Annotated in this window: 20 protein-coding genes; 10 read left to right on the forward strand and 10 right to left on the reverse strand. The window is 64.6% G+C overall.

All coding sequences use genetic code 11. The annotated features are described in order from the left end of the window. The first annotated feature begins 21 nt into the window (after window positions 1-21). Window positions 22-453, forward strand: a complete 432-nt coding sequence (locus BLU18_RS04490) for a universal stress protein (protein WP_092632105.1) — start codon at window positions 22-24, stop codon at window positions 451-453. On the opposite strand, the gene BLU18_RS04495 is transcribed toward BLU18_RS04490, so the two are convergent. Next, window positions 434-1078 (reverse strand): DUF420 domain-containing protein, encoded by a 645-nt coding sequence (locus BLU18_RS04495; RefSeq protein WP_092632108.1) that lies wholly within the window; start codon window positions 1076-1078, stop codon window positions 434-436. The two genes, BLU18_RS04490 and BLU18_RS04495, sit on opposite strands and share 20 nt — an antisense overlap. 311 nt (window positions 1079-1389) lie before the next feature. Then, entirely contained in the window at window positions 1390-2439 is a 1050-nt protein-coding gene (locus tag BLU18_RS04505) for an NAD(P)-dependent glycerol-1-phosphate dehydrogenase (RefSeq protein WP_092632112.1), read from the reverse strand. A 106-nt stretch (window positions 2440-2545) separates the two neighbouring features. On the opposite strand from BLU18_RS04505, the gene BLU18_RS04510 reads away from it, so the two are divergent. The 7 genes from BLU18_RS04510 (at window position 2546) to lrpA1 (ending at window position 11634) form a co-directional block, all read left to right on the forward strand. Next, window positions 2546-4828: a hybrid sensor histidine kinase/response regulator gene (locus BLU18_RS04510; RefSeq protein WP_092632116.1), complete on the forward strand. Its 2283-nt coding sequence runs from the start codon at window positions 2546-2548 to the stop codon at window positions 4826-4828. Between the two features lie 69 nt (window positions 4829-4897). Then, complete coding sequence (gene aroA / locus BLU18_RS04515) at window positions 4898-6196, forward strand: 3-phosphoshikimate 1-carboxyvinyltransferase (RefSeq protein WP_092632119.1); 1299 nt, start codon at window positions 4898-4900, stop codon at window positions 6194-6196. Then, window positions 6186-7343 carry a chorismate synthase gene (gene aroC, locus BLU18_RS04520; protein ID WP_092632122.1) on the forward strand — a complete coding sequence of 386 codons (1158 nt, stop codon included), beginning with the start codon at window positions 6186-6188 and terminating at the stop codon, window positions 7341-7343. The genes aroA and aroC overlap by 11 nt, the downstream gene beginning before the upstream one ends. Before the next feature lie 65 nt (window positions 7344-7408). After that, entirely contained in the window at window positions 7409-8170 is a 762-nt protein-coding gene (locus BLU18_RS04525) for a DICT sensory domain-containing protein (RefSeq protein WP_092632125.1), read from the forward strand. A gap of 145 nt (window positions 8171-8315) precedes the next feature. Next, on the forward strand, window positions 8316-10202 hold the full coding sequence (locus tag BLU18_RS04530; RefSeq protein ID WP_092632128.1) for a 2-oxoacid:acceptor oxidoreductase subunit alpha: 1887 nt from the start codon (window positions 8316-8318) through the stop codon (window positions 10200-10202). A 3-nt stretch (window positions 10203-10205) separates the two neighbouring features. Beyond that, window positions 10206-11144, forward strand: coding sequence for a thiamine pyrophosphate-dependent enzyme (locus BLU18_RS04535; RefSeq protein ID WP_092632131.1), 939 nt, complete (start codon window positions 10206-10208; stop codon window positions 11142-11144). A 61-nt stretch (window positions 11145-11205) separates the two neighbouring features. Continuing rightward, complete coding sequence (gene lrpA1, locus BLU18_RS04540; RefSeq protein ID WP_092632134.1) at window positions 11206-11634, forward strand: HTH-type transcriptional regulator LrpA1; 429 nt, start codon at window positions 11206-11208, stop codon at window positions 11632-11634. Between the two features lie 105 nt (window positions 11635-11739). Here lrpA1 and BLU18_RS14495 read toward each other — a convergent pair whose 3' ends face one another. The 3 genes from BLU18_RS14495 to BLU18_RS14500 all read right to left on the reverse strand — a co-directional run bounded on the left by BLU18_RS14495 (window position 11740) and on the right by BLU18_RS14500 (window position 13779). Beyond that, window positions 11740-12171, reverse strand: a complete 432-nt coding sequence (locus BLU18_RS14495) for a hypothetical protein (protein ID WP_143025224.1) — start codon at window positions 12169-12171, stop codon at window positions 11740-11742. Between the two features lie 157 nt (window positions 12172-12328). Then, complete coding sequence (locus BLU18_RS04545) at window positions 12329-13243, reverse strand: restriction endonuclease (RefSeq protein WP_092632137.1); 915 nt, start codon at window positions 13241-13243, stop codon at window positions 12329-12331. A 107-nt stretch (window positions 13244-13350) separates the two neighbouring features. Continuing rightward, the gene (locus BLU18_RS14500; protein ID WP_143025225.1) at window positions 13351-13779 is read right to left on the reverse strand and encodes a hypothetical protein; all 429 of its coding nucleotides are present in this window, start codon (window positions 13777-13779) and stop codon (window positions 13351-13353) included. 350 nt (window positions 13780-14129) lie between these two features. Here BLU18_RS14500 and dinB point away from each other — a divergent pair, with 350 nt between their 5' ends. Further along, entirely contained in the window at window positions 14130-15407 is a 1278-nt protein-coding gene (dinB, locus tag BLU18_RS04550; RefSeq protein ID WP_092632140.1) for a DNA polymerase IV, read from the forward strand. Between the two features lie 55 nt (window positions 15408-15462). Next, window positions 15463-17457, forward strand: coding sequence for a helicase HerA domain-containing protein (locus BLU18_RS04555; protein ID WP_092632143.1), 1995 nt, complete (start codon window positions 15463-15465; stop codon window positions 17455-17457). A 17-nt stretch (window positions 17458-17474) separates the two neighbouring features. Here the strand turns inward: BLU18_RS04555 and tpiA are convergent, their stop codons facing one another. The 5 genes from tpiA to hisC are packed head-to-tail and all read right to left on the reverse strand — an operon-like array spanning window position 17475 to window position 20932. After that, a complete protein-coding gene (tpiA, locus tag BLU18_RS04560) occupies window positions 17475-18119 on the reverse strand; it encodes a triose-phosphate isomerase (RefSeq protein WP_092632146.1) in 645 nt (214 codons plus the stop codon). Between the two features lie 42 nt (window positions 18120-18161). Beyond that, window positions 18162-18692 (reverse strand): multiprotein bridging factor aMBF1, encoded by a 531-nt coding sequence (locus BLU18_RS04565; protein WP_092632149.1) that lies wholly within the window; start codon window positions 18690-18692, stop codon window positions 18162-18164. 46 nt (window positions 18693-18738) lie between these two features. Then, window positions 18739-19341 (reverse strand): CDP-alcohol phosphatidyltransferase family protein, encoded by a 603-nt coding sequence (locus BLU18_RS04570; RefSeq protein ID WP_092632152.1) that lies wholly within the window; start codon window positions 19339-19341, stop codon window positions 18739-18741. Further along, window positions 19338-19853: an adenylate kinase family protein gene (locus BLU18_RS04575; protein WP_092632155.1), complete on the reverse strand. Its 516-nt coding sequence runs from the start codon at window positions 19851-19853 to the stop codon at window positions 19338-19340. The genes BLU18_RS04570 and BLU18_RS04575 overlap by 4 nt, the downstream gene beginning before the upstream one ends. Continuing rightward, window positions 19850-20932 carry a histidinol-phosphate transaminase gene (gene hisC, locus BLU18_RS04580; RefSeq protein ID WP_092632160.1) on the reverse strand — a complete coding sequence of 361 codons (1083 nt, stop codon included), beginning with the start codon at window positions 20930-20932 and terminating at the stop codon, window positions 19850-19852. Before hisC ends, BLU18_RS04575 begins: the two co-directional genes overlap by 4 nt. Between the last annotated feature and the right edge of the window lie 4 nt (window positions 20933-20936).

The raw sequence follows: 20936 nt of genomic DNA on the forward strand, positions 1-20936 counted from the left end.
GCCGGGGGACGAAGGTGAGGTATGTACGAACGGATTCTGGTGCCGACCGACGGCAGCGAGTGTGCGGCAGCGGCGACGGAGCACGCCGTGACCATCGCGGACCGCTTCGACGCCACGCTTCACGCCTGCTACGTCGTCGACGTGGACGCCGTGGCGCACGCGGCGCCCGAACTGAGCCTCGACGACCTGCGCGAGACGCTCCGGGAGGAGGGCGCGGCGGCGACGGCGGCCGTCGCGGAGCGAGCGACCGAATCGGGCGTCGAGACGGTCGAAACCGTCCGCGAGGGTATCCCGGAGGAGGCCATCCGCGAGTACGCTGACGAGGCGGGTATCGACTTGATCGTGATGGGGACCCACGGCCGGCAGGGGCTGGACCGATATCTGGTCGGGAGCGTCACCGAACGGCTCGTCCGCCGGAGCGACGTGCCCGTCGTCACGGTGCGAGGGCCCTGAGCGAGCGAGAAGCAGGGGCCGCGAGGACGACGGCCGCCGCCGTGAACTCCCAACTGTAGACGTGGTTGAGGAGGAGGTAGGCGACGACGCCGAGCGAGAGCGAGAGAATCCACGCGCCGGCGGCGATTCGCCCGACGCGAGCGTGGGCCGTGTCTCGGAGTTCCGAGGGCGTGTGGGTCAGACCGAGGACGAGGGCGTGGAGGACGACGGGGACGGAGACGATAGAGAGGATGATGTGAATCGCGAGCATGAGGAGGTAAGCGTAGTAGACGAGCTGCGGCCCGACGAACTCCTTGGTGCCGCCGCCGCCGATTTTCGCCAGATAGAGGACGAGAAAGACGAGGATGAGACCGAACGCCGTCGACATGGCGGCGGCGTGTTTTTTCACCTCGTCGCGGCGAATCCACCGCCACCCGGCGACGAGCGAGAGCGTCGCGAGCGTGTTGACGACGGCGATGCCGTCGCTGAAGCGGTTCACCTGCTGGAGCGAGAGGTCGGGGTAGATGGACTCGGGGAAGACGCCGACGAACGTCCCCACGACGAGGGCGTAGCCCACGACGGAGAGGAGAGCGGTGACGGCGGCGGGATGCTCCTTGACCGGGCCGCTAGCGCTGGCCGTTGCCATGAGTGAGGGTCGGGTACGGACCGGCTTTGGTGTTGCGCTTATCGGATATCTCGGCGAGACCGCGCTGCATACAGACAAAGCACTTACCAGCGGCGAGAATCTGTCGGATGATGCCCATAACTCACCAAGAAGACGTCGTCCCCCTCTTTGGTGCATTGATTCTCGGGTTCGCCCTCTTCCTCCTCATCAATTACCTCAGTTTATTCGGTGTGGTAACTGTGGACTCCGATCTAATCACGATCTCGTTAGGTGTCCTCGTCGGATTCTCGGTTGCTCGCTTCAGTAACTCGCGATAGTCGTCAGCGGCAGTATCAGATGACGCCCGTCGTCACCGCCGCCTCGCGGGCGGCCGCCTCGCTGATGCCGTTGCCGAGGATGGTGTAGCGGTCACGGATGCGGTGGGCCGTCGTCAGCGCCTCGATAATCGTCTCGTCGTCGAAGCCGAGGTCCGCGGCCGTCGTCGGCGCGCCGATGACGTCCAAGGCGTCGCGGATGTTGCGCCACATTCCCTTCTCGCCCTCGTGGAGGTAGGCGACGATGATGGAGCCGACGCCGACCTGATGGCCGTGGAGGGCGCGGTCGGGGGCGATACGGTCCAGACGGTGGGAAAAGAGGTGTTCGGCGCCGCTGGCGGGGCGAGAGGAGCCAGCGATGGACATGGCGACGCCGGAGGAGACGAGGGCCTTCACGACCACCCACGCCGACTCCTCGAGTCCCTGTTTGATGGAGCCGGCGCTCTCGACGAGCAGTTCGGCGGTCATGCGCGCGAGCTCGCCCGCGTACTCGGAGTAGTGAACGTCCTGCAGGCGGTGGGCGAGTTTCCAGTCCTCGACGGCGGTGTAGTTGGAGACGATGTCGGCACAGCCGGCGGTGGTGAGTTCCCACGGTGCGGCCGCGATGACCTCCGTGTCGGCGACAACGGCGAGGGGCGGGTCAGCGGCCACGCTGTGGCGGGTGTCTCCCTCTGGAATCGAGGAGCGCCCGCTGACGATGCCGTCGTGACTGGCGGCGGTGGGTATCGAGATGAAGCCAAGCCCGAGGCGGTCAGCGGCCATCTTCGCCGTATCGATTGGCTTGCCGCCGCCGAGGCCGACCAGATACGTGGCGGACTCGGCTTCCGCGGCGTCGACGACGCGTTCGACGGCGCCGAAGCCAGCCGTCTCAACGGTGACGGTGGCGGGGTCGCCGCCGAGGTGGGCACGGACCCGGTCGCCGACGAGGTCGTTCGGCGTCGGACTCGTGACCACCAGCGGTCGCCCGGCGACGGAGAGGTCGGCGACGACGTCGCCGAGGTCGTCGAGGACGCCGTGACCCACGACGACGTTCCGCGGGAGCTTGATCCACGTCGACTTCTCGAACATACCCGCCCTACTTTATGGAAACATTTAGAAGATGAGGGTCCGCCCCAATATCTTTTAACTGCGACGAGCGTTCTTTCGAGTGAGAACTGGAATCGAACGCCAATCCATGTCTACAGACTCGCCGATTCGCGTACTCCACGTCGACGACGAACCCGGGTTCGCGGATCTAGTGGCAGACTTTCTCGAACGCGAGGACTCGCAGTTGCGCGTGCAGACGGCGCCGAACGCCGAGGTGGGGATGGACCGACTCGCGGACGCGTCGTTCGACTGCATCGTCTCCGATTACGACATGCCCGGGAAAAACGGGCTTCAGTTCCTCCGCGAGGTCCGTGACGCGCACCCGGAGTTACCGTTCATCCTGTTCACGGGCAAGGGGAGCGAGGAGATAGCGAGCGAGGCCATCTCCGCGGGCGTCACGGATTATCTGGAGAAGGAGGCGGGGAGCGCGGCAGAGACGGGCCAGTACGCCGTCCTCGCCAATCGCATCAGGAACGCCGTCGACCAGTATCGCTCGCAACGCGACCTCAAAGCCAGCCAGCAACGCCTGTCCCTGTTCGTCGAGCAGTCGTCGCTCGGCGTCATCGAGTACAACGACGAGTTCGAAATCGTCAGGATAAACGAGGCTGGCGAGGAGATTCTGGGCTACTCCGAGGCGGAGCTTCGGGGCGAGACGTGGGAGAAAATCGTCGCCGACGACAGCTACGAGAGCGTCGAGGCGGTCACCTCGGCGCTGGCGGAGGCCGAAGGCGGGTACCACAGCATCGACGAGAACGTGCGGAAAGACGGCGAGCACATCGTCTGCGAGTGGCACAACCGCGTCGTGACCGACGAGGACGGCGAGGTGGTCGCGGTCTTCTCGCAGTTCCAGGACGTGACCGAGCGCCACGAACGCCGGCGTCGCATCGAGGCGCTCCACGAGGCGACGCGGTCGCTGATGGGGGCGTCGACGCGCGAGGCGGTCGCCGAACTCTCGGTCGAGACGGCGCGGGACGTGCTTGGCCTCCCCATGAACAGCGTCTACCTCTACGACGACGACCGCGACGCACTCGTCCCGACAGCGACGACGGACGAGGCACTGGAGCTGATCGGGGAGGCGCCGACGTACGACCCGGGTGAAAGCCTGTCGTGGGACGCGTTCCGAGACGGCAAGGTTCGCGTCTTCGAAGACGTCTCCACCGAACCCGGTCGCTACAACGACGACACGGCGTTCGGCGCGGAGATAATCCTCCCGCTGGGCGAGCACGGAGTGATGTACGTCGCTGCGACCGAACCCGGCGCGTTCGACGACGCGGACATCACGCTGGCACGGACGCTCGCCGCCAACGCCGAGGAGGCGCTCTCGCGAATCGAGCGCGAGCGGACGCTCCGTGAGAGCCAGCGGTGGTATCGAACGCTCGTCGAAAACTTCCCCGACGGCGCCGTGTTCCTCTTCAATGAAGACCTCGAATACATACTCGCTGGCGGGACCGAACTGTCGTCGGTCGGCCCATCGTCGGCCGGCTTGGAGGGCGCCACACCGCACGACCTGTTCCCCGCCGATATCGCGGACGAACTCGCCGACAACTACCGGGCCGCCCTGCAGGGCGAGCGTCACACGTTCGAACAGGAGTATCAGAACAAGGAGTATCGCATCCAGACCCTGCCGGTCCGAGACGGCGGCGACGAAATCACCACCGGCATCGCCGTCTCACAGAACGTCACGGAGCAGAAGCGCCGAGAGCGGGAGTTGGCGAGACAGAACGACCGCCTCGAAGAGTTCGCGAGCGTCGTGTCCCACGACCTTCGGAATCCGCTGAACGTGGCGGACGGCCACCTCGAAATCCTCCGTGACGATATCGACAGCGAGCATCTGGACGCCGTCTCGGACGCACACGAGCGGATGAACGAGCTGATCGACGACTTGCTGTCGCTGGCGCGGAACGGCGAGGAAGTGGGGACACTCGAACCGGTCGACCTCGCCCGCTGTGTCGAACAGTGCTGGAACACCGTCGAAACCGGCGACGCGAGAATCGAGATACAGACCGAGCAGACCATCCGGGTCGACCGGAGTCGACTCCAGCAACTCGTCGAGAACCTCGTGCGAAACAGCGTGGAGCACGGAACCAGCGACGGGGCGGGACGGACGGGCGGTGAGAGCGAAGCCCCAGTCGTGGTCACCGTGGGCGACCTAGAGGATGGATTCTACGTCGCCGACGACGGGGTCGGCGTGCCCGAAGCCGACCGCGCGAGCGTGTTCGACGCCGGCTACACGACGTCCGAAGACGGGACGGGATTCGGACTCAGCATCGTCAAAGAGATTGCCGACGCGCACGGGTGGGCGGTTCGCCTGACCGACAGCGCGGACGGCGGGGCACGGTTCGAGTTCACCGGCGTCGAGACCGCGGACTGACGAGGGCAGACACGCCGACGAGAGCGCCGCGGTCGGTACGCTGATACGGGGGCCGCCCGACCCTCGGGTATGGACGTGGACATCACCCGCTCACGGGTCGGGGGACGAGCGCGCGCGCCGCCGTCGAAGAGTTACACGCACCGAGCGATTCTCGCCGCGGGGTACAGTGACGGCGCCGTCGTCTCGGACCCACTCGTGAGCGCGGACACGCGAGCGACGATGCGGTCGGTCGAGGCCTTCGGCGGCCAGGTCGACCGCGCAGAGGACGACCGACGCCTCGATATCGACGGCTTTGGCGGGACGCCGAGCGTCCCAGCGGACGTCATCGACTGTGCGAACAGCGGGACGACGACGCGCATCGTGACCGCGTGCGCGGCGCTCGCGGACGGGTTGACGGTGCTGACCGGCGACGCGTCGCTCCGCTCGCGACCGCAGGGGCCGCTCCTGGACGCCATCCGGCAACTCGGCGGGCGGGCGGAGAGCACCCGCGCCAACGGCCAAGCGCCGCTGGTCGTCGGCGGTCCCATCGACGGCGGGACGGTGTCGATTCCCGGCGACGTGTCCTCGCAGTACATCACGGCGCTGTTGATGGCGGGGGCGGTGACGGTCGACGGGGTCGAAATCGTCCTGGAGACGGAGTTGAAGTCGGCGCCGTACGTCGACATCACGCTCGAAGTGCTGGCCGACTTCGGTATCAACGCCGAGGAGACCGAGGCAGGCTACCGAGTGCCGGGCGGCCAGCGCTACGAGCGACCGGACCCGTACGCAGTCCCTGGCGACTTCTCCTCGATGTCGTACCTACTCGCCGCGGGGGCGGTGGCCGGCGGCGACGAGGGCGTCGTCGTCGAGGGCGCGCGACCGAGCGCGCAGGGCGACAGCGCCATCGTCGACGTACTGGAGCAGATGGGCGCCGATATCTCGTGGGACCGCGAAGCGGGCGAAATCACGGTCCGAGAGAGCGCGCTGTCGGGCGTGGAGGTCGACGTGGGCGACACGCCGGACCTGCTTCCGACCATCGCGGTCCTCGGCGCCGTCGCGGACGGCGAGACGCGTATCGTCAACTGCGAGCACGTCCGGTACAAGGAGACGGACCGCGTGCGCGCGATGGCGACGGAGTTGGAGACGCTGGGCGCGTCGGTGACCGAGACACAGGACACGCTGACGATTCACGGCGGCGAGTCGACGCTGACGGGGGCGTCGGTCGCGGGCCACGACGACCACCGCATCGTGATGTCGCTGGCGATTGCGGGACTCGTGGCCGAGGGGACGACCACCGTCGAGGGCGCCGACCACGTCGACGTCTCGTTCCCGGGATTCTTCGACGTACTTTATGACCTCGGGGCCGAACTGGAAGAACATGAACGGTAACCGATTCGGTCGTCTGTTTCAGGTGACGACCTACGGGGAGAGTCACGGCGACGCGATGGGCGTCGTCGTCTCTGGCTGTCCCGCCGGCCTCGAACTGTCCGAAGAGGATATTCAGCGTGACCTCGACCGACGCAAGCCCGGCCAGTCCATGATCACGACCAGCCGCGGCGAACCCGACGAGGTACGCATCCACAGCGGCCTGCAGGACGGCTACACGACGGGGACGCCGCTGGGGATGGTCATTCAGAACAAGGACGCGCAGTCGGGGAAGTACGAACCGTTCATCACGGCGCCGCGACCCTCCCACGGCGACCTCACGTACTCCGCGAAGTTCGGGACGCGCAACTGGGGCGGCGGCGGGCGCTCCTCGGCCCGTGAGACGGTGAACTGGGTCGCGGCGGGTGCGGTGGCGAAGAAGATTCTCGCCGCGAACGGCATCGAACTCAAAGCGCACGTCAACCAAATCGGCGACATCGAGGCGCCCGACGTGAGCTTCGAGGAGATGGTCGAACACAGCGAGGACAACGAGGTCCGGTGTGGCGACCCCGAGGTGGCCGAGGAGATGCTGGAGGCCATCAGCACGTATCAGGAGGAGGGCGACTCCATCGGCGGCGCCATCGAGTTCGAGGCGCGGGGCGTCCCCCGCGGCCTCGGCGCACCGCGATTCGACTCGATGTCGGCCCGACTGGGCCAGGCCATGATGTCGGTGCCCGCGGCCACCGCATTCGAGTTCGGACTCGGGCGCGAGGCGCGCGAGTACACCGGCTCCGAGCGCAACGAGGACTGGGAGTTCGACGCGGACGACGACCCCGTGCCCGTCGGCAACGACCACGGCGGGATTCAGGGCGGCATCACGACCGGTCAGCCCATCCGCGGCGAGGTGACGCTGCACGCGCCGACCTCGATTCCGAAGTCCCAGACGACGGTCGACTGGGAGACGGGCGAGGAGAAAGAGATTCAGGTCGTCGGGCGACACGACCCGGTGCTGCCGCCGCGTGGCGTCCCGGTCGTGGAGGCAATGCTGGCGCTGACGCTGGTGGACTACATGCTCCTCGGCGGGCGCATCAACCCCGACCGGATGGACGACCAACCGGGGCAGTACGACACTGACTACCATCCCCGCAGTCCGGATAACATCGACTCCTGACGCGCTCTCACGGCTGATAATTGGCCCCAGTGATATATACCGACGGGGGCCGCCTGAACGGATAGATGGCTGTCGACGCCAGTCCATCCAGTATCCGCGAGTTTTTCGAGGACGTGGATGAGAGCGACGTGTCGCTAGTGACCATCAACCGCCAGCAGCCAGAGCAGATTCAGGCGTTGCTGGCCGACGCCTTCGACACGCAGTCGGTCGAACTGGCCGAGCGGTCGGTGCCGGACCGGGACGCGAACCTACTCGCGCTTCGCAAGGACGGCCGACTCAGCGCTGTCTCGCCGCTGACGGAGGTGATGGAGTCGTTCCTGCTCGTAAACAGCGACCGGTTCAGGACGCAGACGGGGTTCGACCGCGAGATTCCCGCCGTCCTCCAGGGGCTGGACGAGACGCTATTCGACCTTCGGGGGTATCCGCAGTCGAACAAGGAGAAACTCCTGCTGATTCTGCTGTCCAGACACATCGAGCGGCGAGCATACGAGGCCGGTGAGGGACGGCTCCGGTCGACATTCCAGCAGCTCTCGCGGCTCCAAGACGAGCACGGCACGCGAACGGCGTACGAGCGAATCGCAGAGCGGCCGGTCGACGTCCACGTCTACGGAGTTCCGGACCGTGTTCCGACTCGCCTCGATGTGACCGTCCACGGCGGCACCAGCGACGAGTACCGAAACGCATGGTGTGTCGTGTTCCGCTCGCCGAGAGAAAGCGGGGCGGCGCTGCTCGCCTACCAGTACGAGCCGAACCACTGGCGCGGGTTCTGGACGTACGACGCGGAGATGGTAGCCCGCGTCGACGACTACCTCGAACGGGGATTTTGAGTAGCGAGCGGCGACGGTGCGTGAAAGCGAGACCCCCGTGAGAGAGAGTCTTACATCATTTTTGCATGGTAACGTATAGCAAAGGCTTTAGTCGAGCCATAGCCAACCGTCTCAGTAGTGGCCCGCGGAGGGCCGTGATGTAAATATGACTGACCACGAGCTCATGTGGCGAATCGCTGGTGGCTCGGGCGACGGTATCGCGTCGACCAGCCAGAACTTCGCCAAGGCCCTGATGCGAGCGGGGCTACACGTCTTTACGCACCGACACTATCCGTCGCGGATTCGCGGCGGCCACACGTACACGGAGGTACGCGCCGACACGGAGCCGGTACGCTCCCGCGGCGACGGGTTCAACTGTCTGCTGGCGCTCGGCGACTCCTTCGCCCGCAACCCACAGGAGGACGCCTACTACGGCGACGAGGAGATCAAGCCGCTGGCCGAGAACCTCGACGAACTCAACGAGGGCGGCGTCATCGTCTACGACACCGGACTTCTGGACGCCGACGACATCCCGAACTTCGAGGAGCGAGTCGAGGAGAACGACTGGCACGTCTACCCCCTCAACCTCCGAGAGATTGCACGCGAACACGGCCGCGAAGTGATGCGAAACACCGCCGGCGTCGGCGCGACGGCGGCGCTTCTCGGCATCGACCTCGAGTATTTCGAGGAGCTGATGGCCGAGTCGATGCCGGAGGAGATTCTCGAACCCAACGTGGAGATTCTCCACTACACCCACGACATGGTGAAAGAGGAGTTCGAGTTCACCCACGACCTCCGCGTGCCGCAGGGGAGCCACGAGGAGGAACAGGTGCTGCTCTCGGGCAGCGACACCATCGCCTACGGCGCCATCGATGAGGGTTGTCGGTTCATCGCCGGCTACCCGATGACGCCGTGGACCGAAGTGTTCACCATCATGTCTCAAGCCCTGCCCGAAATCGGCGGCATCTCCGAGCAGGTGGAAGACGAGATTGCGGCGGCGGCGCTCGCACTCGGCGCCTCTCACGCGGGCGTGAAGTCCATGTCCGGGTCCTCCGGCGGTGGCTTCGCGCTCATGTCCGAACCGCTCGGCCTCGCCGAGATGTCGGAGACGCCGGTCGTGCTGGTCGAGGCGATGCGGACCGGTCCCTCGACGGGCCTGCCGACCAAGCCCGAACAGGGCGACCTCGAACACGTCCTCTACACGAGTCAGGGTGACTCGAACCGCGTCGTGCTGGCGCCGGGGACAGTCGCCGAGGCGTACGAACAGTCCCGAATCGCGTTCGAACTCGCCTACGGCTACAACATCCCCGTCATCCTGCTCTACGACCAGAAGCTCGGCGGCGAACTGATGAACGTGCCCGCGAGTCACTTCGACCGCGAGCCGAACGCGGACCTCGGCGCCGTGATGACCGAGGAAGCGCTGGAGGACGCCCCCCACGGACCGGGTGGGAAGTTCCACCGCTACCGCTACGACGCCGAGGACGGCGCCAGTCCGCGCTCCATCCCCGGCCAGAAGGGCGGGCATTTCCTCGTCACCGGGAACGAGCACAATCAGGCGGGGCACATCGAGGAGAGTCCGACGAACCGCGTCACGCAGATGGAGCGTCGGATGTCGAAACTCGACGCCATCCGCGAGGAACTCGACGGGAAGTCGACTCAGACGTACATGGGGCCCGACGAGGCCGAGTACGGCCTCATCACCTTCGGGAGTCAGCAGGGCACCGTCGCGGAGGCGGTCGACCGCCTCAACGACGCCGGCCACTCCGTGAAGGGTATCGGCGTCAGCGACATGATGCCCTACCCCGAGGCAGAGATGACGGAGTTCCTCGAGAGCGTCGACGAGGCGCTGGTGGTCGAGATGAACGCCTCCGGGCAGTTCCGCGGCCTCACCCAGAAGGAGCTCGGTCGCTTCGGCGAGAAGCTGTCGAGCCTCCTGAAGTACAACGGCGAACCGTTCGAACCCGCCGAAATCGTCGCGGGCTTCGAAGCGAGCATCGAGGGGAAGGACGTCCCCGACCAGCAGACGACGTACGTACCAGCGGCAGGTGACTAACCAATGAGTGCATTCTCAGCCATCGGCGAAGAGCGAGAGATAGACCGCGAAGAGTTCACGCCCACCCTCGAACCGCAGGCGACGTGGTGTCCGGGCTGTGGCGACTTCGGCGTCCTGAAGGCGCTGAAACAGGCCATGCCGGAAATCGGCCGCAACCCCGACGAGGTGTTGCTGGTCACCGGCATCGGCTGTTCGGGCAAGCTCAACAGCTACTTCGAGTGTTACGGCTACCACTCGATTCACGGACGCTCGCTGCCCATCGCGCGCGCGGCCAAACTCGCCAACCCCGAACTCGAGGTCATCGCGGCCGGCGGCGACGGCGACGGCTACGGCATCGGCGGGAACCACTTCATGCACACCGCCCGCGAGAACCACGACATGACCTACATCGTCTTCGACAACGAAATCTTCGGCCTGACGAAAGGGCAGACCTCGCCCACGTCGCCGAAGGGCCACAAGTCGAAGACCCAACCCCACGGGAGCGCCAAGGACCCCATCCGACCCCTGTCGCTCGCCATCACCTCCGGCGCCTCCTACGTCGCCCGGACGGCGGCGGTCAACCCCAACCAGGCGAAGGAGATTCTCGTCGAGGCGATGCAACACGACGGCTTCGCCCACGTCGACTTCCTCACCCAGTGTCCGACCTGGAACAAGGACGCCCGACAGTACGTCCCCTACACCGACGTGAACGACTCCGACGACTACGACTTCGACCCGACCAACCGCGAAGAGGCGTCGAGAATGGCCACGGAGGCCGAACGGACGCTGTACGAGGGTGAAGTCCTCACCGGCCGGTTCTACGTCGACGAGGACCGACCGTCCTACTCCGAGGAGAAACAGGCCATCGGCGAGATGCCCGACGACCCCCTCGCAGAGCGCTACTTCGACGAGGACTACGAGTGGGAGCGCACCCACGACATGTTCCTCGACCGTCACAAGTAGCCGAGACGAATCGATTTTCGTCTTCGGAACATATTTTTTCCGGGAACAGAAACGAAGAGGTATGGGTACGCTCGATACGGAACGTCGCATTCTCTCTATCCTCGAGGAGGACGCACAGGCCTCCTACGGCGAGATTGCCGACCGGGCCGGGGTGTCGAAGCCGACGGTTCGAAAGTACATTCAACGCATGGAAGAAGACGGCATCATCGTCGGCTACTCCGCCGAAGTCGACCCGAAGAAACTCTCGGGGCAGTCGATTGCCATGGTCGGCATCGAAGTCGAGAGCGAACGCTACGTCGAAGTGACGCGCGCGCTCAAGGCGATGGACGCCGTGGAAGCACTCTACACGTCCTCCGGCGACCACATGCTGATGGCCGAAGTCCGGGCGCCGGACGGCGACGCTCTCGGCGACGTAATCAGCGACGACATTCGCGACATCGACGGCGTGACCGCGACGCATCCCTCTTTCCTCCAAGAGCGTCTGAAGTGAGCGGACTCTCGAGGGTCTGCGGCGCCGAAGCGTAGGTATGGCTGGTGAGGGCGAGACGCTGCCTGGGGCTGACGATGTTGAAATTATGTTGCGGCCGTTCCCCGATTAGGACCTGTCATCGGTCGTCGTCTTATTCGCAATGGATGGACCAACTGCAGTATCGATATCAATCGAATCATCAGGGTCAGACTCACGAACGTTTTCGACATTACGAACGGTGTGACCCTTGTGGTTGAGTTCAAGGACCTCCCCGATAGCCCATCTAGCGACTTTTCCATCGTATTCGTGGGCAAGTTCAGCAAGAATTGTACGAGGATCGACATAGATACACCATCCATCCTCACCGTATGATTCTCTGATACCAGTCTCGGTTTTTACCGTCCCGGTGAAGGCATCTGTATATTCAAGTATTTCCTCACCCAAATCGAATTTATCTGAATCTTCAGGAGCCTTTGAGCGGACAGCGTCATTCTCAATTGCGATGATAAGAGTAGTTTCAGCACCTACGGAGGCATATTCCTTGATCTCATCTATCATATCCAAATGTCATGCGAATATATAGAAGTAAAAATGCTAGGAATCAGGCACTATCAGAGGGGTATCTCACTAGTAGATTGAAATTTTTCTTTCTGTTGATTTGGTGAATCAGGGCCATATAGAGACGAGCAAACTATGCCTCTGTCCGCAGAGGTCCCTATGAAATTTCGGAAGGCAGTTTGTCGTCGGGATTTTTGATTTCTGTTCTTAAAGATACACCAAAATTAACAGAATATATTTTTCCCTCGTTTCGGAGTATTCGCAACAATTTTTCCGCATAGGAAGTCTCCATTCCAAATTCGTTTTCGCACTCTGAGATCACTTCCTTCCTTGGTGCCCCCTCTGGATCGGAGGAATCAACCTCGTCTTGTTTCTGACTCACAAGAGACAACATGGTTATTGCATTCTCAATGTCTGTCTCAGAAGCTACCCCGTCAAACTCCAAGTCTGGACTACTCGTATCGACCTTATCCTTAATGTTCCACCAATATTTCGTTGGTATCTCCGATGGGCGTTCATTAGGTATACTACAATTCACCCAATGGCTCACGAACGCCACCTGATCTCCGTCTATCTTCTCGCCACACGTCGGACAGGTAATTGACGCTGTGAAGTCTCCATCAGAACTGTCATCCTCGTCATCTACAGGAGAGATACCAGCCTCCTCTTGATGATGTTGAATACGAGGGTCAGAGTGGAAATCTTTGTTTACCGAAGATGAATGCCTCTTGTTTCGGCTTTGAGAGTAGGTTGGAGAGTTGCCATCAATAGAGACAAGTTTGACCCCGCGATTTTCGGCGACTGCTTTCGCTTCAGAAGTGAATGAACTAGTAGTAATAACAATCGCACCGTGAATATCTGGCCGTGTCAAAAGACCAGATGTTTTCTGTACTGTAGGGCTACCAACGCGGTTTCCAGTAGCGTATGCCTTTGCCTGGACGGCATAATTTCTGCCATGCTTCTTGGCTATAATGTCCGCACCTCTATCATTTGTTGGTGGAGTGAGTTCAGTCCTAAAACCTTCTTTCTGCAGCCAACGGGCCACAGTCCTTTCAAATCGGTCGGCATCCATGTTACAGTGTTGACTCCTACGATTACTTGATATTTATCTCAATTAGTAACAGATGAGCGATAGCGAACTCTTCACAGCGATTGCAGATCAGTCTATGAATCTACGAACTATCGTAGATTAAGGTTGAAATTAGGACTTGGGAGGGAATCAACCAGTCGAATAATCCACTCTCGTTTTCGCTCAGTTTGATCTCGTCCGACAATGCTCTCGGCTCGATCAAATCGGAGTCGTACTTTCTTTGCTTCATTCCTAATCATCTCTCTAGCACGCTCCCACTCTTCAGCAGTATACGGTGGTTTATCCACTACGTATGCTAAGGCGGGCCTGTTCGCTATCTGCTTACCTGGGTTATGTTTCGCCAGCAAAGTACCTACTTCACCTTCAAAATCCGCTCTCTGTAGATCCAACTTTGAAGGGGTCAAATCGGAGAGTGAGTCCACTGTGTATTCTTCATGCCACAGCTCAAACTGTTCCTTTATCGCCTGTGATGGAAGTTCGGGATCTTCCTGCTCCCGAACGTAACTTTGCACATCCATACGTGAAATATATGTCTTGTTGACAAAAATAGTGGCGACAGTATAGCCAGTGATGATATTTGTATGGTGATTTATTCCAAGCCGCACTCACTCCCTCTGCTTAGTACACTCAGAGATCAGCCAAGAAGATACAATTACCGCAGCCACGTGTGGCGGCCGTCACTTACTACGTCGAGATTCTCAACTTATGTCTTATCAACATCCTTGCCTTCACACTATCGGACAAAGAATCCGAGTTAGTATTCCTTCGCCTGGACTGAGTTGAGACTTAGATCCCCGTCAACGTCTTGGAGGTACATCTCCAAAGCGTCACGAGGAGTAATCGGCTCAAATTCGGTCATAGTTGCCTTATGAATCCCCCCGAATCAGAGCGGAATCTCGAAGATTGGTCTGACGAGAATACGCCCGGAGTGAGTCCAAACGCCGAAGACCGCATCGTCTGTCACGTCGATATGGACTGCTTCTACGCCTCCTGTGAGCGCCTGCGAGAGCCGTCGCTACGGGGTGAGCCGGTCGTCGTCGGCATGGGCTACGAGAGCGGGGAGCCACACGGCGCCGTCGCCACCGCGAGTTACGAGGCGCGAGCGTACGGCGTCGAGAGCGCCCAGCCGATTTCGACGGCGCTCGACCGCCTGCCGCGAGTGACGACGGCCGAAGACGACCCGGACCTCGACCGCGCCGACGCCGGCCACTACCGCCCGGTCGACCTCGACTACTACCGCGAGGTGGCGGGGCAAATCAAGGAGATTCTCCACGACTGCGCGGACCGGGTGCGCGAGGTGAGCATCGACGAGGCGTATCTGGACGTGACCGAGCGGACGGCGTGGACCGTCGTCGACGGCCGCCCGCTGGCGGCGGGGTACGCCCGCCACGTCAAGGAGCGCATCGCCCGCGAGGTGGGCGTGCCCGCGAGCGTCGGCGTCGCGCCGACGATGAGCGCCGCGAAGGTGGCGAGCGACCACGACAAGCCCGACGGACTGGTGGTGGTCGAACCGGGCGCAGTCCGCGAGTTCTTCGCGCCGCTGCCGGTCGAGGCGGTCCACGGCGTCGGCCCGGTGACGGCGCGCGAACTGGGCGAGCTGGGCGTCGAGACGGCGGGTGACCTCGCTGCTGCCGACCCCGGCGTGCTCCGGGAGCGGTTCGGCGAGCGCGGTCAGACCCTCTACGACCGGGCGCGGGGCGACGACGACCGGGAGGTGACGCCGACGGGCCGGCCCAAGAGCCTCTCGCGAGAGTCGGCGTTCACGGAGGCGACGGACGACGCTGACCGACAGCGCGAGACGGTCGCGGGGCTAGCGGCGGACGTGGCCGAGCGAGCCGAGGGCGAGGACGCGCTCTACCGGACCATCGGCATCAAGGCCGTGACGCCGCCGTACGACGTGAACACGCGCGAGCGGTCGCTGCCGGGTCCCGTCGCCGACCCGGACCTCGTCCGCGAGGTGGCGCTCGACCTCCTCCAAGAGTTCGCGGGGACGGCGGTTCGCAAACTCGGCGTGCGCGTCTCGAACCTCCAGTTCGACGCGGCGTCGCAGGCACGGCTCGACGGGTGGGAGACGGAGGGCGAGGAGTCGGCCACCGAGTCACGGGAGCGTGACGGGCAGTCGTCGCTGACGGATTTCGAGGGGTAGCATCGGACGCCCGTCTGACGCGGTACTATGGGGGCCGGGACCAACTCTCGGAGCGATGACGGAGACGGACACGGAAACCATCACGGTCGCGGACGTGAGCGACGGACCCGGTGGCGACGCCGACGCCGACCCGGGAACGTCCGTCTCGCTCCCGGTCGTGGAACTACTCACTGGCCGCGGGTTCGTCACGGGGAAATCCGGTTCGGGCAAGTCGAACACCGCGTCGGTACTGGTGGAGAATCTACTCGCGAACAACTTTCCCGTCCTCGTGGTCGACACGGACGGCGAGTACTACGGCCTGAAAGAGGAGTTCGAACTCCTCCACGCCGGCGCCGACGACGAGTGCGACATCCAGGTCAGCCCGGAGCACGCCGAGAAAATCGCGAGTCTCGCGCTCGAGGGGAACGTCCCCATCATCCTCGACGTGTCCGGCTATCTCGACGAAGACGAGGCGAAAGAGCTCCTCCTCTCTGTCGCGCGCCACCTGTTCGCCAAGGAGAAGAAGCTGAAGAAGCCCTTCCTGATGCTCATCGAGGAGGTCCACGAGTACATCCCCGAGGGCGGCGGCCTCGACGAGACGGGGAAGATGCTCATCAAAATCGGGAAGCGAGGCCGGAAACACGGCCTCGGCATCGTCGGCATCAGTCAGCGCCCGGCGGACGTGAAGAAAGACTTCATCACGCAGTGTGACTGGCTGGTGTGGCACCGGCTCACGTGGAACAACGACACCAACGTGGTGAGCCGCATCATCGACGCCGAACACGCGAACGCAGTGGAAGACTTGGGCGACGGCGAGGCGTTCCTGATGACCGACTGGAGCGAATCGGTGCGGCGGGTGCAGTTCCACCGCAAGCGTACCTTCGACGCGGGCGCGACGCCCGGACTCGACGACTTCGAGCGCCCCGAACTCAAGTCCATCAGCGACGATTTGGTCTCCGACCTCCGCGAAATCAGCGACGAACAAGAGCGCCGCGAGAGCGAACTCGCGGACCTGCGCCAAGAGGTGGAGAAGAAGGAACAGCGCATCCGCGAACTCGAAGCGGAGTTAGAGGACGCCCGCGACCTGTCGCGGATGGCCGACCGCTTCGCGCAGGCGATGCTCCAGAAGGCGGAGGCGCCGTACCGCGGCGGCGAGGGGCGGCCGACTGCGGCGGCGCCCGCGGACGACCAAGCCGAACTCCACGACTACGAAGAATCGAACGAGACGGAGGCCAACGAGACTGAAGAGAAAGCGGCGACGGAGGACGACCGGCCGGAAATCGAGCCAAACGAGTGGCCGACGCCCGACGTGATGGCAGAGGCCGCGGAGGAGAGAGCCGACGAGACGGAGTCGAACGCGGCCGACGAACAGGCCGACGTGACCTTCGGCGACACGGCGACGGCCGACGAGGATGACGACGGACCGGCGGCCGACGCGGATGGCGACAGACCGACGGCCGACGCCACGCCCGCCACGCGTGGGGCAGTCGTCACCCAACTCCGCACCGAAATCGAGGAGTTGCCGCGACTCTCCCGGGAGATGCTGGCCCACTACCGACGCGAGCGCACGTCGACCCCGGTGGACGCCCATGTCGCCGCGGGCGGGACCCCCGACCAGCCGATGGCGTACGGTCGGAACCGACCGCTCCGGACGGCCGGCTTCGTCGAACGCGTCGACGGCGACGAGTATCGGTACGCGCTCCCCGACCGAGTCGCCCGCGCCTTCGAGGACCACCTCGACGCGGACGCTCTCGAGGACGCCGTGCGCGAGGTGGAACGGTCGTTCGTCGACGAAGCGACGCTCGATGCCGAGGCGACGGACCCGCGGGCGCCCGACGAACGCGACGAGGTGGCACTCGTCGACGAGGACGTACCCGGCGACGACGGGTTCGTGGACGAAGACGCGGAGTTCGTCGACGAGGACGTGGCTGGTGACGACGGCTTCGTGGCGGAAGACGCGGAGTTCGTCGACGAGAGCGACGGGGCGCCAGCGTCGGCGGACGACGCGACGCGCCAGCAGATGTCCTCGGAGTCAGAGGACGAAGCGCGGACCGACGCGGAGATTCTCTAGACGGCCTTGCTATCCTTTCAGACGCCGGAAACCAGGTCTTCGAGCGCCGCCCGCGGGTCGTCGGCCTTCGCGACGCCGCTGGCGAGGAGGACACCCTCGGCGCCGAGCGATCCGGCGGCGGCGAGGTCCTCGCCCGTCGAGACGCCGGCGCCGCAGTAGACGTCGACCGCGGGGTCGACCGCCTCGGCGGCAGCGACGGCCCCTTCGACGATGCCGGGGTCGGCGGTGCTGACCGACACGTCGCCGCCGATGAGTTCGGGGGGTTCGACGGCGACGGCGTCGGGGGCGAGTGCGGCCACTGCGCCCACCTGCTGAGGGTTGTTGGCGCAGACGACCGTCTCCAAGTCGGCGCGGTCGGCGGCGTCGAGGGCGCCGTCGATGTCCGCGAGCGTCAGGCGGTGCTCGGAGTGGTTGAGAAGCGTTCCCTCGGCGCCCGCGTCGGCGACGGCCTCGGCGAGCGTGTGGCCGGTATGACTGCCGTGCTCGACGGGGGCGACGTGCTGGGCCCACGTCTCGACGCCGGTGGCGGCGACGCGGTCGAGGTGTGCGGCCTGCGGGGCGACGGCGATGCGGACACCGCTTGCCTCGGCCACGTCGCGGGCCGCGGCGGCGACGGCGGCCGGGTCACAGGGATACGCCTTCAGGTTGACGAGAACGAACATACCGGGGGAAGCAACGGGCAGGGGAAAAAACGTGGTTATCTGCTAGTCCTTGCGCTTGACCACGTCGCCGAGCGTCGTCGTCGTGGAGGAACCGCCGGACCAGTCGGAGTCGTCGCCGCCGCCGCCCTCCGAGAGCGAGATGTCGAGTTCGCTCTCGAGTTTCGTCTGCACCTCGTCGCTGGGGAGGACGTCACCGCGTTCGAGTTTGCGGATGAGGCTCGCCTTCTCGTTGAGTTCGTTGGCGAGGTCCTCTTGGGTCCAGCCGCGGTCCTCGCGGGCCGTGCGGATGCGTTCGTCGTAGTCGGTGGCCACCTCGTCCATGTCGTCGAACATGTCCTGCCGGCGTCGCGTGCTACCGGACGACCCCGACCCGCCCGACGTCGAGGACGAAGACGAGGAGGAAGAGTCCGAGGACGACGACGTAGAGTACTTCGTCGAGGACGACCCACTCGATTGGGTCCGAACCTCGGTGCCGAAGTCGGAACACTCGTCGCAGAGTTCCAGTTCGGCCCCCTCGACTTTCGTCGTGGTGAGCGACGAACTCTCGGCGCCACACATTTCACACTGGGGCATACCCAGTCGTAGCGGGTCGCCGGGGATAAAAGGTACGCCCGGCCGGTCAGGAGAGGTCGTGCCACGCGCCCCAGAACCGCTGGAATGCGGTGAGGTGGCCGATGACTGTGAAGAACACGAGGAGCCACCCGACGGCCGAGAGCGGGCCAACCGGTTCGGGAACGACGGCGGCGACGACGGCGACGACCCCGATGAGCGCGAGGCGGTCCGCCCGCCCCACGAGGCCGCCGTACTCCCGGCCGAGGCCGACCGCCTGAATCTGCGTCCCGAGGTAGGAGGTCATGAGGACGCCGGTGACGGCGAGGAGACCGAGGTCGTAGCGGCCGATGCCGGCGGCCAGTCCCACTACGAGGACGATGTCGGCGTAGCGGTCGAGGACGTGGTCGAGGAGGTCACCGCCCCGCGATTCGGCGTTCTGCGTGCGGGCGAGGGCGCCGTCAAGCAGGTCAAGCCACCCGTTTGCGAGCACGCAGAACGCACCGAGGACGTAGCTGACGGGTGTGGCGAGGTAGAACCCGCCCGCGGCGGCGACGGCGAAGCCGAAGGCGATGACGCTGACGCCGTCGGGGGTGAGGCCAACCCGGTCGGCGGCGGCGACCATCGGGTCGAGGGCGATTTCGGCGACGTGGCGCAGGCGGTCAAGCGTCACAGGTAGTCCGTGAAGTCGACGGTGCCGGCGCTCGGTTCGCGGTCCCCGTCGACGACCGCTTGGATGTCGGCGGCCACGTCGGCGGGCGTGCGCTCGGTCGTGTCGATTTCGTAGACGTTCTCGACGCCGTGGCGGTCGACCGCTTCCGAGAGGATGACGTCGAGCGCCTCGCTCTCGGCGTTTTCGGCCGCCTTCGACTCGTCCGCGCCGCGGTCACGCAGGCGCTCTTCGAGCACGTCGGGCCGACAGCGGAGGACGACCACTCGGTCGGCGTCGAGGTGGTGGGCCAAGTGCGACTCCGCGACGCCCGACCAGTCGCCGAGTGCCTCCCGAACGGCGTCGAGGTCCGCGACAAGCGAGTCGCGGTCGGCGTCGCGCTCCGACCACAGGCCGGCCTCCCGAATCAGTTCGTTGACGTGGATGACCGGCGCGTCGAGGAGCGTCGTCGCGGTGGTCTTGCCGGTTCCGGGCGTGCCGGTGACGGCGACGCGGTAGTCGGCGTCGTCGCTCATGCGACCACCTCCGCGAGTACGTCGTTGATAGTGTCGACGGCCGCGGGCGTCGTCTCGCGCGTGCCACAGGAGACGCGGATGCACTCGGGCAGGCCGAAACTGGAGCAGTCGCGGACGATGACGCCCTGCCGTTGGGTCGCCTCGGCGACGGCCGACGCGCCGCCAACCTCCGCGAGGACGAAGTTGCCGCCGCTCTCCCACGTCGGCGCGTCGAGGTTCTCGCGGAGATACGACCGCGCCCAGCGGGCCGTCTCGACTGTCTTTTCGAGGTGGTCGTCGTCGTCGAGGGCGGCGATGGCGGCCCGACACCCGACTTCACTGGCGGCGAAGGGCGTGTTGACGCGGGCGTAGGCGTCCGCCCACGCCTCGGGCACGACGCCGTAGCCGACACGGAGGCCCGCCAGTCCGTACGCCTTCGAGAAGGTCCGCAGGACGGCGACGTTGTCGTAGGTGTCGAGCAAGTCGATGGTCGAGGGCGTGTCCGTGTACTCGGCGTACGCCTCGTCGACGACGAGGAGGGTGTGGTCGTCGACGGACTCCGCGAGGGTCCGGATGGCGTCGCGGGAGAACTCCGCTCCCGTGGGGTTGTGTGGCGTGGTGACGTACACCATCCGCTCGCCGTCGTAGGCGTCGAGGACGGTGTCGGGCGTCTGGGCGAAGTCGTCGGCCTTCGAGAGCGGGTAGGTCGTCACCGTGCCGTGGTGATAGCGGGCGCTCATCTGGTAGTAGGAGAAGCCGGGGTCGGGCGCGAGAATCCGATCGCCCGGTTCGAGGAAGGCCCGCGAGAGGTAGTCGATAGCGCCGTCGGCGCCGGGGGTCACCCACACCTGTTCGGGCGCACAGTCCCAGTGGGCGGCGAGTTTCTCGCCGAGGTCGGTGTGAGAGGCCTTGGGGTAGACGCCGACGCGGGGCGCCGTCTCGCGAATCGCGTCGACGGCCGCCGGACTCGGGCCGTGCGGGTTCTCGTTCGACGAGAGTTTGGTGAGGTCGTCGGGGTCCATCCCCAAGTCGCGGGCCACCTCCTCGGCCCCGCGGCCGGGAACGTACGGCGAAAGGTCGGAGAGATCCCGTGGTTGCATGGTG

Source organism: Haloplanus vescus, assembly GCF_900107665.1.
In the GTDB taxonomy this organism is placed as follows: Archaea; Halobacteriota; Halobacteria; order Halobacteriales; family Haloferacaceae; genus Haloplanus; species Haloplanus vescus.

Coding starts and splice junctions, on each gene's coding strand:
- BLU18_RS04490 (WP_092632105.1), top strand. CDS start 22: ATGTACGAACGGATTCTGGTGCCGACCGACGGCAGCGAGTGTGCGGCA.
- BLU18_RS04495 (WP_092632108.1), bottom strand. CDS start 1,078: ATGGCAACGGCCAGCGCTAGCGGCCCGGTCAAGGAGCATCCCGCCGCC.
- BLU18_RS04505 (WP_092632112.1), bottom strand. CDS start 2,439: ATGTTCGAGAAGTCGACGTGGATCAAGCTCCCGCGGAACGTCGTCGTG.
- BLU18_RS04510 (WP_092632116.1), top strand. CDS start 2,546: ATGTCTACAGACTCGCCGATTCGCGTACTCCACGTCGACGACGAACCC.
- aroA (WP_092632119.1), top strand. CDS start 4,898: ATGGACGTGGACATCACCCGCTCACGGGTCGGGGGACGAGCGCGCGCG.
- aroC (WP_092632122.1), top strand. CDS start 6,186: ATGAACGGTAACCGATTCGGTCGTCTGTTTCAGGTGACGACCTACGGG.
- BLU18_RS04525 (WP_092632125.1), top strand. CDS start 7,409: ATGGCTGTCGACGCCAGTCCATCCAGTATCCGCGAGTTTTTCGAGGAC.
- BLU18_RS04530 (WP_092632128.1), top strand. CDS start 8,316: ATGACTGACCACGAGCTCATGTGGCGAATCGCTGGTGGCTCGGGCGAC.
- BLU18_RS04535 (WP_092632131.1), top strand. CDS start 10,206: ATGAGTGCATTCTCAGCCATCGGCGAAGAGCGAGAGATAGACCGCGAA.
- lrpA1 (WP_092632134.1), top strand. CDS start 11,206: ATGGGTACGCTCGATACGGAACGTCGCATTCTCTCTATCCTCGAGGAG.
- BLU18_RS14495 (WP_143025224.1), bottom strand. CDS start 12,171: ATGATAGATGAGATCAAGGAATATGCCTCCGTAGGTGCTGAAACTACT.
- BLU18_RS04545 (WP_092632137.1), bottom strand. CDS start 13,243: ATGGATGCCGACCGATTTGAAAGGACTGTGGCCCGTTGGCTGCAGAAA.
- BLU18_RS14500 (WP_143025225.1), bottom strand. CDS start 13,779: ATGGATGTGCAAAGTTACGTTCGGGAGCAGGAAGATCCCGAACTTCCA.
- dinB (WP_092632140.1), top strand. CDS start 14,130: ATGAATCCCCCCGAATCAGAGCGGAATCTCGAAGATTGGTCTGACGAG.
- BLU18_RS04555 (WP_092632143.1), top strand. CDS start 15,463: ATGACGGAGACGGACACGGAAACCATCACGGTCGCGGACGTGAGCGAC.
- tpiA (WP_092632146.1), bottom strand. CDS start 18,119: ATGTTCGTTCTCGTCAACCTGAAGGCGTATCCCTGTGACCCGGCCGCC.
- BLU18_RS04565 (WP_092632149.1), bottom strand. CDS start 18,692: ATGCCCCAGTGTGAAATGTGTGGCGCCGAGAGTTCGTCGCTCACCACG.
- BLU18_RS04575 (WP_092632155.1), bottom strand. CDS start 19,853: ATGAGCGACGACGCCGACTACCGCGTCGCCGTCACCGGCACGCCCGGA.
- hisC (WP_092632160.1), bottom strand. CDS start 20,932: ATGCAACCACGGGATCTCTCCGACCTTTCGCCGTACGTTCCCGGCCGC.